At 56.2% G+C, this 16,414-nt stretch carries 7 protein-coding genes and 2 tRNA genes; 6 read left to right on the top strand and 3 right to left on the bottom strand.

Features of this window, described 5'->3' with window-relative positions; translation table 11 throughout:
* Positions 1 to 113: 113 nt before the first annotated feature.
* The 4 genes from recC (at position 114) to recD (ending at position 11,905) form a co-directional block, all read left to right on the top strand.
* A complete protein-coding gene (recC, locus tag B1H58_RS11275; RefSeq protein WP_085070343.1) occupies positions 114 to 3,503 on the top strand; it encodes an exodeoxyribonuclease V subunit gamma in 3,390 nt (1,129 codons plus the stop codon).
* Positions 3,504 to 3,621: 118 nt separating this feature from the next.
* Positions 3,622 to 6,513, top strand: a complete 2,892-nt coding sequence (ptrA, locus tag B1H58_RS11280; protein ID WP_085070346.1) for a pitrilysin — start codon at positions 3,622 to 3,624, stop codon at positions 6,511 to 6,513.
* The gene (recB, locus tag B1H58_RS11285; protein ID WP_085070348.1) at positions 6,510 to 10,052 is read left to right on the top strand and encodes an exodeoxyribonuclease V subunit beta; all 3,543 of its coding nucleotides are present in this window, start codon (positions 6,510 to 6,512) and stop codon (positions 10,050 to 10,052) included. The genes ptrA and recB overlap by 4 nt, the downstream gene beginning before the upstream one ends.
* Positions 10,049 to 11,905, top strand: coding sequence for an exodeoxyribonuclease V subunit alpha (recD, locus tag B1H58_RS11290; RefSeq protein ID WP_085070350.1), 1,857 nt, complete (start codon positions 10,049 to 10,051; stop codon positions 11,903 to 11,905). Before recB ends, recD begins: the two co-directional genes overlap by 4 nt.
* Positions 11,906 to 11,910: 5 nt before the next feature.
* Here the strand turns inward: recD and argA are convergent, their stop codons facing one another.
* A complete protein-coding gene (argA, locus tag B1H58_RS11295) occupies positions 11,911 to 13,239 on the bottom strand; it encodes an amino-acid N-acetyltransferase (RefSeq protein WP_085070352.1) in 1,329 nt (442 codons plus the stop codon).
* 232 nt (positions 13,240 to 13,471) lie between these two features.
* On the opposite strand from argA, the gene amiC reads away from it, so the two are divergent.
* Positions 13,472 to 14,719 carry an N-acetylmuramoyl-L-alanine amidase AmiC gene (amiC, locus tag B1H58_RS11300; RefSeq protein WP_085070354.1) on the top strand — a complete coding sequence of 416 codons (1,248 nt, stop codon included), beginning with the start codon at positions 13,472 to 13,474 and terminating at the stop codon, positions 14,717 to 14,719.
* Between the two features lie 86 nt (positions 14,720 to 14,805).
* Here amiC and B1H58_RS11305 read toward each other — a convergent pair.
* Positions 14,806 to 14,882: transfer RNA gene (locus B1H58_RS11305), tRNA-Met, on the bottom strand.
* Between the two features lie 49 nt (positions 14,883 to 14,931).
* Positions 14,932 to 15,008, bottom strand: a tRNA-Met gene (locus tag B1H58_RS11310).
* A 202-nt stretch (positions 15,009 to 15,210) separates the two neighbouring features.
* Here B1H58_RS11310 and mltA point away from each other — a divergent pair.
* Entirely contained in the window at positions 15,211 to 16,362 is a 1,152-nt protein-coding gene (gene mltA / locus B1H58_RS11315) for a murein transglycosylase A (RefSeq protein WP_085070356.1), read from the top strand.
* The last annotated feature ends 52 nt before the right edge of the window (positions 16,363 to 16,414 follow it).

Here is a 16,414-nt window from a genome sequence, read left to right on the forward strand (position 1 = left end):
ATTGTTATTCATCGTACTTTTGCGCTTTTTTTGCGCGACGGTTGCATTAGCCAATTTAAGGGGTAGAGTGTCCCCGCGCTGACGCGCCGTAGCAGCACTGAACAGGAGCCAACATGTTTACGGTTTATCACTCCAACCAGCTCGATATTCTTAAATCGCTGGCGGCGTATCTGATTGAAAACGAACCGTTACGCGACCCTTTTCAGTCCGAGGTGGTGCTGGTGCAAAGCCCGGGCATGGCGCAGTGGCTACAGATGCAGCTGGCACAGCAGTTCGGGATTGCAGCCAATATCGCTTTTCCGCTGCCCGCCTCTTTTATCTGGGATATGTTTGTGCGCGTCTTGCCCGGCATCCCCAAAGAGAGCGCCTTTAATAAAGCCAGCATGAGCTGGAAGCTAATGACGCTGCTGCCCGATCTGCTGCGGCAGGAGGCGTTTCGCCCGTTGCAGCACTATCTCAACGACGACGATGACAAACGTAAGCTGTTCCAGCTGGCTTCGCGCGTGGCCGATCTTTATGACCAGTATCTGGTCTATCGCCCGGAATGGCTGAACAGTTGGCAGCAGGGGAAAATGATCGATGGGCTGGGCGAGGCGCAGCAGTGGCAGGCCCCGCTGTGGGCTGCGCTGGTGGAATATACCCGCGATCTCGATCAGCCAGAGTGGCACCGCGCCAACCTGTATGCGCGTTTTATTCAAAAGCTGGAAAGCAGCGAATCACGTCCGGCGGGCTTGCCCGACCGCGTCTTTATCTGTGGGATCTCCGCGCTGCCGCCTGTCTATCTGCAGGCGCTACAGGCGCTGGGCAAGCATATCGATATTCATCTGCTGTTTACCAATCCCTGTCGGCACTACTGGGGCGATATCCAGGATTACGCGTTTCTGGCGAAACTTCAAAGCCGCCACCGTCGCCATCATCAGCAGCAGCAGGAAATTGCCCTGTTTCGCGATCCCGACGCAGCCTCTTCATTATTTAACGATGCCGGGGAGCAACAGCTGACCAACCCGCTGCTGGCCTCGTGGGGTAAACTGGGGCGCGATAACCTCTATCTGCTGGCGCAAATGGAGGCGCGGGAAATCGATGCTTTTGTCGATGTCCCGGAGGATACGCTGTTGCAGGCGTTGCAGCACGATCTGCTGGAGCTGGAAGATAATGCGGTGATCGGGCTGGATGCAGAAGAGCTGAAAAGCAGCCATAAAAAGCGCTGCCTCGATCCCCAGGATCGATCCGTGGTGGTACATGTCTGTCACAGCCCGCAGCGTGAAGTGGAAGTTTTGCAGGATCAATTATTGGCCATGATGGAGGCGGATCCCTCGCTAACCGCTCGCGATATTATCGTGATGGTGGCCGATATTGATGCCTATACGCCATATATTCAGGCGGTATTCGGCAACGCATCTTCAGATCGCTATCTGCCTTTTGCCATTTCGGATCGCCGCGCCAGCTTCGCCCATCCGGCGATTATGGCCTTTCTTAACCTGCTCGCTTTGCCGGAAAGCCGCTTCGCCTGTGAAGAGGTGCTGGCGCTGCTGGAGGTACCGGCACTGGCAACGCGCTTTGCTATTGATGAGGAAGGGCTGCGCCGGTTGCGTATGTGGGTCGAGGAATCCGGTATTCGCTGGGGGCTGGATGATGATAACGTGCGTGAGCTGAAGCTACCGCCCACCGGTCAGCATACCTGGCGTTTTGGCATCACGCGTATGTTGCTCGGTTATGCCATGGAAAGCATGCATGGCGACTGGGACGGCATCCTGCCTTACGATGAATCCAGCGGATTAATCGCCGAGCTGGCCGGTAATCTGGCAGAACTGCTGATGCAGCTTAACCACTGGCGTCAGGTACTGGCTCAGCCGCGTACGCTGAGCGACTGGCAACCGCTGTGCCGCGAAATGCTGCAAACCTTTTTTGCTGCCGATGTGAATACCGATGCTGCGCTGATGCTAATTGAAGAGCAGTGGCAGCAGGTGATGGCCTATGGTCTGCAGGCGCGCTACGTTGATAGCGTTCCGGCTACGCTGCTACGCGATGAGCTGGCCTCACGCCTCGATCAGCAGCGCATCAGCCAGCGTTTCCTGGCCGGGCCGGTTAACTTTTGTACCCTGATGCCGATGCGTTCGGTGCCGTTTCGCGTGGTATGTCTGCTGGGCATGAATGACGGCGTCTATCCGCGTACGCTGCCGCCGCTGGGGTTTGATTTAATGGCGCAGCAGCCGCAAAAGGGCGACCGCAGCCGCCGCGACGATGACCGCTTCCTGTTCCTGGAGGCTTTGCTTTCAGCCCAGCAGAAACTCTATATCAGCTATATTGGCCGCTCGATTCAGGATAATACGGAACGATATCCTTCGGTGCTGGTCACTGAACTGGTGGACTATATTGGGCAAAGTTTTCATCTGCCGGGCGACGAGGCACTGGATGTTGACAGCAGCGCTCAACGGGTACTGGCGCATCTGCACTGTCTGCACAGCCGTATGCCGTTCGATCCGCAAAACTTCGCGCCGCAGGCGGAGTATCGCAGTTTCGCCCAGGAGTGGCTGCCTGCTGCGCGTGGCAGCGGCGAGCCACATCCACCATTTATGCAGCCGCTGCCGCCGCTGGAGATCCATGAGCTGAGTTTTGAACAGCTGCTGCGTTTCTGGCGGCATCCGGTTCGCGCCTTCTTTACCATGCGCCTCGGCGTCAGTTTTGCGCTGGAGCAGACCGAACTGCCAGATGCCGAACCCTTTGTACTGGATGCGCTCGATCGCTATCAGATCAACGCCCAGCTGCTAAACGCGCTGATTGAAGAGGAAGATACCCAACGACTGTTCAATCATCATCGTGCGGCGGGCGTATTGCCATATGGCGCTTTCGGTGAACTCTTCTGGCAGACGCAGCAGGAAGAGATGATGCCGCTCGCTGAACAGGTCAGGGCGTTGCGCGCTGAAAGTCGCAGTATGGAAATCGACCTGACCATTGCCGGCGTCAAACTTAACGGCTGGTTGCCGCAGGTGCAGGATAGTGGCCTGCTGCGTTGGCGACCTGGCGTGTTGAACTTTACCGATGGGCTGGCGCTGTGGCTGGAGCATCTGGCGTGGTGCGCGTTGGGTGGAAAAGGGCAGAGCCGTATGCTGGGGCGCAAAGAGAGCAGCTGGTGCTTTGACGCGATCGATGCGCAGCAGGCGCAGGAGTGGCTTACGCGCTATGTCGAAGGCTATCGTGACGGCATGTGTTCACCGTTGCTGCTGCTGGCGAAAACCGGTGGTGCCTGGCTGGAAGCGAGCTATGACGCTAAAAACGACATCATGCTAATGGATGAGGCCACGCAAACCAAAGCGCGGGCGAAGCTGTTAACCGCCTGGCAGGGCAACTATCAAATGGAAGGCGAGGGGAGCGATCCCTATCTGCAACGGCTGTTCCGCACGCTGGAAGCGGCGCAGCTTGATGCCATTTGCTCTGCAGCCGAACAGTGGCTGTTGCCGCTGCTGCGTTTTAACCGCAGCGATACGCAGAAAAATGATGAGTAGCCAGTTTGACTTACAGTAGATGCGCCTGGCGGGAAGCCAGCCCGCCAGATTTTAGTGGTGATAGTTGTTTTGATCAGCGACACCGCGTTGGAAAAAGGATAACACTCAAGGGGACTAAATGAGAAAGTACGCTGTCTGGACAGCCAGTCTGTTACTGATGTTCACCATGTTTAGCCAGGTGGCCAGCGCTGAGAAAGGCTGGCAGCCTCTCGATCGGACCATTCAAAAGAGCAATAAAGATCCGCGTCACTATCAGGCGATTCGTCTGGATAATGAGATGACGGTATTGCTGGTTTCCGATCCCCAGGCAACGAAATCGCTGGCCGCGCTGACGCTGCCGATTGGTTCGCTGGACGATCCCGATCGGCAGTTGGGCCTGGCACATTATCTTGAGCATATGGTGTTGATGGGCTCGAAGCGCTATCCGCAGCCGGATAACCTGGCAGAGTTTCTGAAGAAACATGGCGGCAGCCATAATGCCAGCACTGCCTCTTACCGCACCGCTTACTATCTGGAAGTGGAAAATGATGCGCTGGCCCCGGCCGTTGATCGCCTGGCGGACGCCATCGCCGAGCCGCTGCTTGATCCGGTTAATGCCGATCGCGAGCGGAATGCCGTTAACGCTGAGCTGACGATGGCGCGTTCCCGCGACGGACACCGGATGGCTCAGGTTGGAGCGGAGACGTTAAATCCGGCGCATCCAGCGGCGCGCTTCTCCGGCGGTAACCTGGAGACGTTGAGCGACAAACCAGACAGCAAACTACACGATGCGCTGCGTCAGTTTTATCAGCAGCACTACTCGGCCAACCTGATGAAAGCGGTTATCTACAGCAATAAACCGCTGCCGGAGCTGGCGACTATCGCCGCGCAGACGTTTGGGCGCGTGAGCAATCGTCACGCCAGCGTCCCTGCGATCAACGTGCCGGTGGTCACCGACCAGCAAAAAGGCATTATCATTCATTACGTCCCGGCCCAGCCGCGTAAACAGCTGCGTCTGGAATTCCGAATTGATAACAATAGCGATCGCTTTCGCAGCAAAACCGATACGCTGATCAGTTACCTGATTAGCAACCGCAGCAAAAATACGCTTTCCGACTGGCTGCAAAGTCAGGGGCTGGCCGATTCCATTGATGCCGGTGCCGATCCGCTCATTACGCGTAACGGTGGTATATTTGGCATTAGCGTTTCGCTAACCGATAAAGGCCTGGCGCAGCGCGATCGGGTAGTCGCGGCGATTTTTGATTATCTTGCTATGCTGCGCGATAAGGGTATCGATAAACGCTATTTCGATGAGATGGCGCATGTGCTGGATATCGATTATCGCTATCCGTCGATTACGCGCGATATGGATTATATCGAATGGCTGGCGGATACCATGCTGCGGGTGCCGGTTGAGCATACGCTTAATGCCTCCTACCTTGCTGACCGCTATGATCCGGCGGAAATCAGCGCGCGCCTGAAAGAGATGACGCCGCAGAATGCGCGCATCTGGTATATCAGCCCCAACGAGCCGCATAACAAAGTCGCTTATTTTGTCGAAGCGCCTTACCAGGTGGATAAAATCAGCGCCGATCTGTTCAATAAGTGGCAGCAGGACGCCGAAAATATCAAGCTGGATCTGCCCGCCCTGAATCCCTATATCCCCGATGATTTTAGTTTAATCCCGGCATCTGAAAAGCCGATAACCCATCCGCAACCGCTGATTAATGAGCCGGGGCTGCGCGTCTTTTATATGCCAAGCCGCTATCATGCCAGCGAGCCGAAAGCCGATATTATGCTGGCATTACGTAATAAGGCGGCGATGGATAGCGCCCGTCATCAGGTGCTGTTCGCCCTGAATGATTATCTGGCGGGTCTGGCGCTTGATGAATTGAGCTCACAGGCGGCGGTCGGCGGCATTAGCTTTTCCACCAGCGGAAGCGATGGCGTCATTTTTAGCGCCAGCGGCTTTACTCAACATCTGCCCAGACTGCTGGTTACCCTGCTGCAGGGCTACGTCAACTATGTTCCGACGGAAGATCAGCTGGCGCAGGCCAGGTCCTGGTATAAAGAACAACTGGATGCGGCAGAAAAAGGCAAAGCTTTTGAGCAGGCGATTCAGCCGGTACAGATGTTGTCGCAGCTTCCCTATACCGAGCGCAGCGAGCGCCGTAAGCTGCTGGACTCCATTAGCCTGCAGGAGCTGAACGACTATCGCCGCATGCTGGCAGAGCAGGCGACGCCGGAGATGCTGGTAGTAGGCAACATGTCCCCGCAAATGGTGACGTCGTTAGCGCGTGAAGTTAAGCAGCAGATTAACTGTCAGGGCAAAAGCTGGTGGCACAGCGAAGATATCCTTATTAACCAGCCGCTACGCGCCAATATTCAGAAGGCGGGCAGCAGCAGCGACTCGGCGCTGGCTGCGGTTTACATTCCTGTGGGCTACGGTGAAGAACAAAGTATTGCTATCAGCTCGCTGTTGAGTCAGATTATTCAACCCTGGTTTTATAACCAGTTACGTACTCAACAACAGCTGGGCTATGCGGTATTTACCTTCCCGATGTCAGTGGGACGCCAGTGGGGCATCGGTTTTCTGCTGCAAAGCAACAGCAAACAGCCCGCTCTGCTGCTGCAACGTTATGAAGCTTTCTATGCCGATGCTGAAAAGCGGCTGCGGGGGTTAAGCCAGCAGGATTTCGCCCAGTATCAGGCGGCGCTGATTAATGAACTGCAGCAGCGTCCGCAAACGCTGGATGAAGAGGCGGCGCGCTATGGCAAAGATTTCTATCGGGAAAATTACGCTTTTGATACCCGTGACCAGGTTATTGAACAACTTAAAACGCTGACGCCGCAGAGCCTGGCAGATTTCTTCCACCAGGCGGTGATCGCTAAGCAGGGACTGGCTATGCTGTCGCAGATTTCCGGCAGCCAGCATGGAAAAGCTGACTATGCATCACCGCAAGGCTGGAAAACCTGGCCGAACGTCAGCAGCCTGCAGCAGACGCTGCCGGTGACAAGCGAGAAGAAATGAGTGACAACAATCCCCAGCGGCTCGATCCGCTAACACTGCCGCTCCGTGGTGAGCGGCTTATCGAGGCGTCAGCGGGAACCGGGAAAACCTTTACTATCGGCATACTCTACCTGAGGCTGTTGCTTGGCCTCGGGCAGGATAATGCTTTTCATCGTCCGCTGTCGGTGGAAGAGATTCTGGTGGTGACCTTTACCGAGGCGGCCACCGCTGAACTGCGGGGACGTATTCGGCAGAATATCCATGAGCTGCGGCTGGCCTGCGTGCGTGGCAGCAGTGCCAATCCGATGCTGGCAGCGCTGATGCAGGAGATTAGCGATCCTGCTGATGCCGCCGCGCTGCTGCTGGCTGCCGAACGGCAAATGGATGAAGCGGCAATTTTTACCATCCACGGATTTTGTCAGCGGATGCTAAACCTCAACGCTTTTGAATCCGGGATGCTGTTTGAGCAGCAGCTGATTGAAGATGAATCTGCGCTGCGCCGTCAGGCCGCTGCCGACTTCTGGCGTCGCCACTGTTATCCTCTGCCGCTGACGATTGCCAAAGTCATTGCGCAGGAGTGGACCGGTCCGGAACAGCTGCTCGCCACCTTAACGCCGTGGCTGCATGGCGAATCGCCAGCGTTAAAATATGCGCCGGATAGTGAAGAAACGCTGGCGCAGCGCCATGAGAAAATCGTGGCGCGCATTGATAACCTGAAGGCGCAATGGCGTGCGGCAGCAGCAGATTTGCGCGATCTGATTGAAAAATCTGGCGTTGATAAGCGGAGTTACAGCAGTAAGCATTTACCAGCCTGGCTGAATAATGTGGCAGCCTGGGTGGAAGAAGAGACTCAGGGTTATACGGTGCCTAAAGATCTGGCACGTTTTCGCCAGAGCGTGCTGCTGGGGAAAACCAAAAAGGGCGAGCCGCCACGCCATCCGCTGTTTACGGCGGTGGATGACTTCTTTGCCGAGCCGCTTTCGCTACGCGATCTGATTATTGCCCGGGCGCTGGAAGATATTCGCCTGGCAACCCGCAGAGAGAAAAAGCTACGGGCGCTGCTCGGCTTTGATGATTTGCTGAGTCGTCTGGATGAAGCACTGCAGCAGCCCGGCGGCGATCTGCTGGCGGAAGCCATTCGTGCCCGCTATCCGGTTGCGTTGATCGATGAATTCCAGGATACCGACCCGCAGCAGTATCGTATTTTCCGGCGGCTTTATATCGCTCAGCCGGAAAATGCGCTGCTGCTGATAGGCGATCCCAAGCAGGCGATTTACGCCTTTCGCGGCGCGGACATTTTTACCTATATGCGTGCCCGTAGCGAAATCAGCGCGCACTATACGCTGGATACTAACTGGCGTTCATCGCCAGCGATGGTCGCCAGCGTCAACCAGCTTTTTTCCCGGCTGGATAATCCGTTTTTATTCAGTCAGATCCCTTTTATTGAGGTGAACGCCGCGCCGTCCAATGAAACGCGCGGTTTCCATCTTGACGGCGCGGTGCAGCCAGCGCTGCGCTTTTGGCTGCAGCCCGGCGACGGTGTGGGCGTTAGCGAGTACCAGCAGTGGATGGCGCGTCAGTGCGCGGCGGAAATCCTCCACTGGCTGCAGGCTGGCCTGCGGGGTGAGGCGCTGGTGGGCAAGCAGGGCGACCAGCGTGCGGTCAGAGCCTCCGACATTACCGTTCTGGTGCGCAGCCGCAGCGAGGCTGCGGTGATACGCGATGCGCTGGAAAGTCTTAATATCCCTTCGGTCTATTTATCTAACCGCGACAGCGTGTTTACTACGCCGGAAGCGCGTGAGCTGCTGTGGCTGCTGCAGGCGGTGCTGGCACCGGAGCTGGAGCGTACCCTGCGCAGCGCGCTGGCCACCAGTATCCTGGGGCTGGACGCCGCCACCATCGACGCCATGAGTCAGGATGAAGATCGTTGGGACGCGCTGGTTGAAGAGTTTGCGGCCTATCGTCAACGCTGGCAGCAGCGCGGCGTGCTGCCTATGCTGCGTGAATTAATGACCCGGCGCAGCATTGCAGAAAATCTGCTGGCCTCAGAAAGCGGCGAACGGCGTCTGACCGATCTGCTGCACCTTGGGGAACTGTTACAGGAGGCCGCCGCGCAGCTGGATAGCGAACATGCGCTGGTGCGCTGGCTGGCACAGCAGGTCGCGCAGCCTAACCATCAGTCCGCCAGTCAGCAGCTGCGTCTCGAAAGCGACCGTCATCTGGTGCAGATTGTGACTATTCACAAATCCAAAGGGCTGGAGTATCCGCTGGTCTGGCTGCCGTTTGCCGCTAACTTTCGCGAGGCGGCGCAGGGGCTATATCACGATCGACAGACTTTTCAGGCGTTGCTGGATTTGAGCGATGATGAAGAGAGCCTGGCGCTGGCCGAGCAGGAAAGGCTGGCGGAAGATTTGCGCCTGCTCTATGTGGCGCTGACCCGCTCTGTTTATCACTGTAGCATCGGCATTGCGCCGCTGATTAAGGGCAACCGTAAAAAAGAAGGTGACAGCGATCTGCACAAAAGCGCGGTGGGCTATCTGGTTCAGCGTGGTGAAGCACTAAACGCCAGCGGATTACAGGAAGCGCTGTATGGCCTAAGCAACGACGCGATAGAGATAGTGATGCCGGAAGAGGCTACGGAAGGGCGCTGGCAGCCGGAAGGCGATAGCATGCCGGAGCTGGACAGCCCGGTGATTTCCCGACCGCTGCAGGATCACTGGCGCGTTACCAGCTACTCCGGTCTGCAACAGCATGGCCCGACGGTTGCGCTCGATCTGGCGCCGCGTTTTGATGTCGATGCGGCAGGAGAAACCACAGACGTTGTTGCGCCAGCACTAACGCCGCATACCTTTCCGCGCGGCGCTTCGCCGGGTACTTTTCTGCATGGCCTGTTTGAAACGCTGGATTTTAACCAGCCTCCGGATGAGACATGGCTGGCGGAGCAGCTACAGCTGGCTGGCTTTGGCGAACAATGGTTGCCGATGCTGTCCGACTGGATTAGCCGGGTATTGCAAACGCCGCTTAATCAGGACGGCATTCATCTGGCGGGATTAACGCCGGGCCGCTATCTGGTCGAGCTGGAGTTTTATCTGCCGATGCATCAGCTGCTAACTGCGCCAGCGCTGGATGCGGTAATGCGTCAGCACGATACGTTGTCGGCACGCGCGCCGGAGCTGAATTTTCAGCAGGTGCAGGGGATGCTGAAAGGCTTTATCGATTTGGTCTTTTGCTGGCAGGGAAAATATTACCTGCTGGATTATAAATCTAACTGGCTGGGCGAAGAGAGTGCCGCCTATACGCCGCAGGCGATGGCGGAAGCGATGATTAGTCACCGCTACGATTTGCAGTATCAGCTTTATACGCTGGCGCTGCATCGCTATTTGCGCCATCGTGTAGCGGATTACGATTATCAGCGCCACTTCGGCGGTGTGTTTTACCTTTTTTTGCGCGGAATGGACGGCAGCGCCAGTGAAAACGGCGTGTTTCATTACCGTCCGTCTGCAGATTTTGTCATGGCGCTGGATCGCCTGTTTACCGGAGACAAGGTGGAAGCGGAATGAGAAAAATCAGCGAGTTGCTGCGCGAGGCGGTAGAAAAACGCCTGATACGCGCGCTGGATCTGCAGTTCGCCCATATGCTGGCGGATGATGAGCAACCCGCGCTGATGCTGGCTGCGGCCTGCGTAAGCGCCGAGGCGGGAGAAGGACACGTTTGCCTGCCGCTCGATCATTTTCGTGACGGTCAACTGTTCGCCGGACGTCAGCCAGAGCTGGCGGCGGAAATCTGGCGCACAGTAGGTCAGCCGGAGGACTGGCAGCATTTGCTTCTGCAAAGCCACGCGGTAAGCGATGGCTCAAAGCCGACGCCGCTGGTGGTCGCGCAGCAGCGGCTTTATTTGCACCGCATGTGGCGAGGCGAAGGCCATGTGGCGCGTTTTATCGCCACCGGGCAGGCGGTGCCCGCTTTCAATGACGCCGATCTGCAGCAGATATTAAATGAGCTATTCGGCGATCGCCCGGACGACTGGCAGAAAATCGCCGCCGCCGTGGCCATTACCCGTCACATCTCTGTGATTTCCGGTGGGCCGGGTACCGGTAAAACCACCACCGTGGCTAAACTGCTGGCGGCGCTGATTCGTCTTTCGCAACAAAAACTGCGTATTCGTCTGGCTGCGCCCACCGGTAAAGCCGCCGCGCGGTTAACGGAGTCGTTAGGCAAGGCGCTGCAGGCGTTGCGGCTAAGCGACGCTGAGCGTACAGCCTTTCCCGAAGAGGCGACCACGCTGCATCGTTTGCTGGGCGCGCAGCCCAACAGCCAGCGGCTGCGCTACCACGCCGGTAACCCGCTGCATCTTGATGTGCTGGTGGTGGATGAAGCCTCAATGGTGGATTTGCCGATGATGGCAAATCTGATTGCCGCTCTGCCAAAACATGCGCGGGTCATTTTCCTGGGCGATCGCGATCAGCTGGCATCGGTCGAAGCGGGCGCGGTATTGGGCGATATTTGCCGCTGCGCTGAAGCGGGCTACAGTACGGCGCGTGCCCGGCAGCTGGCGCTGCTTACCGGCTGCCAGCTGGATGGGGCGGACGGTGAGGATATGCCTGACGTGCGCGACAGTATCTGCCTGCTGCGCAAAAGTTATCGTTTCGATGCCCGTTCCGGTATCGGTCAGCTGGCGCAGGCGGTAAACGCGGGCGATGCCAAAGCGGCGGAAAAGGTTTTCGGCGCGGGCTTTGAGGATATTTGTCGCAGCGAGCTAAGCAGTGCTGAACATTATCAGCAGCTTTTAGAGCAGGGCATTGCAGGTTATGAAGAGTATTTAACGCTGCTACAGCGCAATGCGGATGCAGATGACGTGTTGGCAGCCTTTGCCCGTTACCGGCTGTTATGTGCGCTGCGCGAAGGACCATTTGGCGTGGCGGGTTTGAATGAGCGTATCGAACGCCAGTTGCTGAAGCAGCGACGTATTCGGCGTCCGCAGGCGCAAAGCCGCTGGTATATTGGCCGGCCGGTAATGATTGCACGCAACGACAGCGCGCTGGGGCTGTTTAACGGCGATATTGGCGTTGCGATGAACGATGCCAGCGGCGCGCTGAAAGTATTCTTTCCACTGCCCGACGGCACGATTAAGGCGGTACAGCCAAGTCGTTTACCGCCGCACGATACCGCCTGGGCGATGACGGTGCATAAATCGCAGGGCTCGGAATTCGAACATACGGCGCTGGTGTTGCCTAACCACTATCTGCCGGTGCTGACGCGGGAACTGGTTTATACCGCCATTACTCGCGCACGCAGCCGATTAACGCTCTATACCGATCGGCAAATTTTTGCGCGCGCGGTTGCCGTGCGCACCCAGCGGCGCAGCGGACTGGTGGAGCGCCTGCGCGCCCCGCATCAGGAGATCCTGTTCTAAACCGGTCAGGTCAGATCGGCCATCAAGACTTTAGAACGACGCTGGTAGTTATACATTTGCTTCTTGCTTTCCGGCAGCAGCTCGATATCTACCGGCGTAAAACCGCGCTCCTGGAACCAGTGAATGCTGCGGGTGGTTAATACAAACAGTTTTTTCAACCCCAGCTGACGCGCCTGCAAAGCAACACGCTGCAGCAGCATTTCGCCGCGTGAAGAGCTGCGATAGTCAGGATGAACCGCCACGCAGGCCATTTCACCAATCTGCTCATCCGGGAAAGGATAGAGCGCCGCGCAGGCGATGGTCAGGTTATCGCGCTCGATAATGGTGAATTTATCGATCTCCATCTCCAGCTGTTCACGCGAGCGACGCACCAGAATTCCCTGCTGTTCCAGTGGGCGGATCAGCTCCAGAATGCCGCCGATATCGTTAATAGTGGCGCGTCGGATCTGCTCTGCGGATTCCATCACGATTTGCGTGCCGATGCCGTCACGGGAGAACAATTCCTGTAACAGCGCGCCATCTTCCTGATAGCTGATCAAATGGCTGCGACGCACGCCGCTGCGGCAGGCCTTAACCGCACCGCGCAGAAAGCGCACCGTGCCTGAAAGGTAGTCACCACGCTGTTCCAGGGTTTCAATACGCGCCTGTGCCTCGTTCGGGAACAGTTCAGAAATAATATTGCCTTCATCATCCGTCGCGCCCTGCTCAGAGCAGAAGCCGATCATTTTTTCCGCTTTCAGTTTAATCGCCAGCTGCGTGGCCACCTCTTCCGACGTCAGATTAAAACTTTCTCCGGTCACCGACACGGCTACCGGGCCAATCAAAACAATGGCGTCGCTGTCGAGCTGACGGTGGATCGCCTCTTCATCAATACGGCGAATACGGCCGCTGTGGCAATAGTCGATGCCGTCATCCACGCCCAGCGGCTGAGAGATAATAAAGTTGCCGCTGACCACATTGATATGCGCGCCCTGTAGCGGCGTATTGCTCAGGCTCATCGACAGGCGAGCGGTAATATCCAGCTGCAAACGTCCGGCGGCCTGCTTAACCAGCTCAAGGGATTGTGCATCGGTTACGCGGGTATGCTTGTGGTAGACCGGTTCCAGCTGATGTGCTGCCAGGCTGGCATCAATTTGTGGCCTTGCGCCATATACCACTACCAGACGAATGCCGAGGCTGTGCAGCAGACCAATATCGTTAACTATGCTGGAAAAGTTATCATGCTCAATCGCCTCGCCGCTGAGCATAATGACAAAGGTCTTATCCCGATGGGCGTTGATATAGGGAACGGAATGGCGAAAACCCTGAACCAGTGCGGTACTACGTTCCTTCACGGCAAACCCTCTTTTTGCATGACTATTCGGTTTTTGTGTATTTTTATTCTTTTGTTGCCTGAAGTGCAAGCGGCTTTTATTATCGCTTATCATTTTTCACAATCGGATAATAAGGTTAACAGGCTGCATTTAAGGCTTTTTTCCGGATGACAGCATAAAAGCGATTGGGTTAAAGTTTTCGCCACATTTTTTTCTGGCTTTTTTTTAGACACAACACAGTATCTGGAGCGGCATGTCCGAATCTAATCCCGTTATCAGCCGTCGTCGGCTGTTACAGGGCGCTGGAGCAATATGGCTATTGAGCGTTAGCCGGGTGGGGTTAGCGGCCAGCAGTCATATTGTTGCGGTGCGCATCTGGCCTTCTTCCAGCTATTCCCGCCTGACCATTGAATCAAGCGTGGCCCTGAAATATAAGCAATTTGCCCTGAGTCATCCCGAACGTGTGGTGATCGATATTGAAAACCTGCACCTGAATCGGGTACTGAAAGGGGTAGGGCATCTGGTGCAGAAAAACGATCCCTATATCAAAGCGGCGCGCGTGGGCCAGTTCGATAAAAACACCGTACGCATCGTGCTGGAGCTAAAGCAAAATGTCGCGCCGCGTCTGTTTACGCTGGCACCGGTAGCTGGCTTCCAGCATCGCCTGGTGGTGGATCTCTATTCGGCGTACGACACCCAGGACGATCCGCTACTGGCGTTGCTCAAGGATTATAATCAGGGCGATCTGGAACGTACGCAGCCCGCCGAAGCGCCGCTGCCGGGTAAAGCCGGGCGCGATCGTCCTATCGTTATCATGATCGATCCGGGACACGGCGGCGAAGATCCCGGCGCGCATGGCCTGCATAAGACGCGTGAAAAAGATATCGTGCTGAAAATTGGCCGCCGCCTGAAGGCGCTGATTGATAAAGAGCCGAATATGCGTGCTTATATGACGCGTAATGAAGATGTCTTTATACCGCTGAAGGTGCGGGTGGCTAAAGCGCGTAAGCAGCGGGCCGATCTGTTTGTTTCCATTCATGCTGATGCTTTTACCAGCCGGGCAGCGCGCGGCTCCTCAGTGTTCGCGCTCTCCACTAAAGGTGCAACCTCAGCGGCGGCGCGCTTTCTTGCCCAAACGCAGAATGAATCAGATTTAATTGGCGGCGTAAGTAAAAGCGGCGATCGCTATCTTGACCATACCATGTTCGACATGCTGCAAAGCCAGACCATTACCGATAGCCTGAAATTTGGTAAGGAAGTGCTGACGCGTATAGGCAAAATTAACCACCTGCATAAGCGCAGCGTGGATCAGGCAGGATTTGCGGTATTAAAAGCGCCCGACATTCCATCGATTCTGGTGGAAACAGCCTTTATCAGTAACCCAGCGGAAGAGCGCAAGCTGCGTACGGCGCGCTATCAGCAGCAGGTGGCTGAAGCGATTCTTGGCGGCATCAAAGCCTATTTTTCGAAAGGGGCGGCGCTGGCGCACCATAAGAAGTGAGAGTACCGGGGAGCGCGCTTGCGGGCGAACCGGTTTTTTACCAAACGCCAGATACAAAAAAACACCCTTAAGGGTGTTTTAATGATTGGTTGCGGGAGCCGGATTTGAACCGACGACCTTCGGGTTATGAGCCCGACGAGCTACCAGGCTGCTCCATCCCGCGTCCGGATGTTGTCGCTTCCGTCACGACACGCTATTGCGTACTTCTTAATTGGTTGCGGGAGCCGGATTTGAACCGACGACCTTCGGGTTATGAGCCCGACGAGCTACCAGGCTGCTCCATCCCGCGTCCGTGGAAGCGCACTATACTCTTACCGGATTATGATGCAACCCCTTTTTGAAAATTAATTGGGTTAATAGCGTCAGTTGTTGAATATCTCCGCGTTTTGCTGATTAATCAAACAAAGTGTGCGACTCTTTTTCCGGTAACGCATTTCATTCTTATAACCCCTTTGCTATCTTGCCCTGCACGCAGCTGAGGTGAGAATACAATGAAAGGACGTTGGACGAAGTATTGGGTTACGGGCGCGCTGTTAGCACTGCTGGCGGGCTGTTCCTCTAAGCCGACCGATCGCGGTCAGCAATATAAAGATGGTAAAATTGAGCAGCCTCTGGAGCTGGTGAATCAGCCGAATGCCAAAGGGCGTCCGGTTAACGGTAAAGATTTCGGCGATCAGGTCAGTGAAATACGCTTTGCCTCTTCTTCTTTATATACACGTCAAAATAATACCTATAACGCTATTGAGAACTGGCTGCTGGCAGGGGGCGATACGCGCCAGCTGCGACTGTTTGGCCTGGATGCGTACCAGATGGAAGGGGTGGATAATTACGGCAACGTCCAGTTTACCGGTTATTACACGCCGGTTATCCACGCGCGCTATACGCGCCAGGGCGAGTTCCAGTATCCGCTCTACCGTATGCCGCCGCGTAGTAAAGGCCGCAAATTGCCGAGCCGGGCACAGATCTACAGCGGCGCGCTGGATGAGCGCTATGTGATTGGCTACAGCAATTCGCTGATGGATAACTTTATTATGGATGTGCAGGGCAGCGGCTATGTCGATTTTGGCGATGGGCGTCCGCTGATGTTCTTTGGCTATGCCGGTAAAAATGGCTGGGCCTATCACAGCGTCGGTAAAGAGCTGATCGATCGCGGCGAAGTGAAACGCGAAGATATGTCGATGCAGGCGATCCGTAAGTGGGCCGATGAGCACAGCCCGGAAGAGGTGCGTGCGCTGCTGGAAACCAATAATTCTTTCGTTTTCTTTAAGCCGGAGGAGTTTACGCCGGTGCGCGGCGCCAGCGCGGTGCCGCTGATTGCGAAAGCGTCGGTGGCGGCGGACCGTTCGCTGATCCCGCCGGGCACGGTGCTGCTGGCAGAAGTGCCGCTGCTAAATAATGACGGCAAGTTCACCGGTAAGTATGAGATGCGTTTGATGGTGGCGCTGGATGTAGGCGGGGCCATCAAAGGGCAGCACTTTGATATTTATCAGGGTATCGGGCCCGAGGCGGGGCATATGGCCGGCTTCTTTAATCATTATGGCCGCGTTTGGGTGTTGCGCGCTGCGCCGGGCACCGGCACTACGCTGTTCAGTAACGCGCAAAACAACCCGAATGGTTCAATGCTGGTCAGCGCCAGCCAGTAAACTTCTGTATAGCGGGCCGTTCTGGCCCGCTATTGACTATCAACAAAGGTTA

It is taken from the genome of Pantoea alhagi (assembly GCF_002101395.1).
In the GTDB taxonomy this organism is placed as follows: Bacteria; Pseudomonadota; Gammaproteobacteria; order Enterobacterales; family Enterobacteriaceae; genus Mixta; species Mixta alhagi.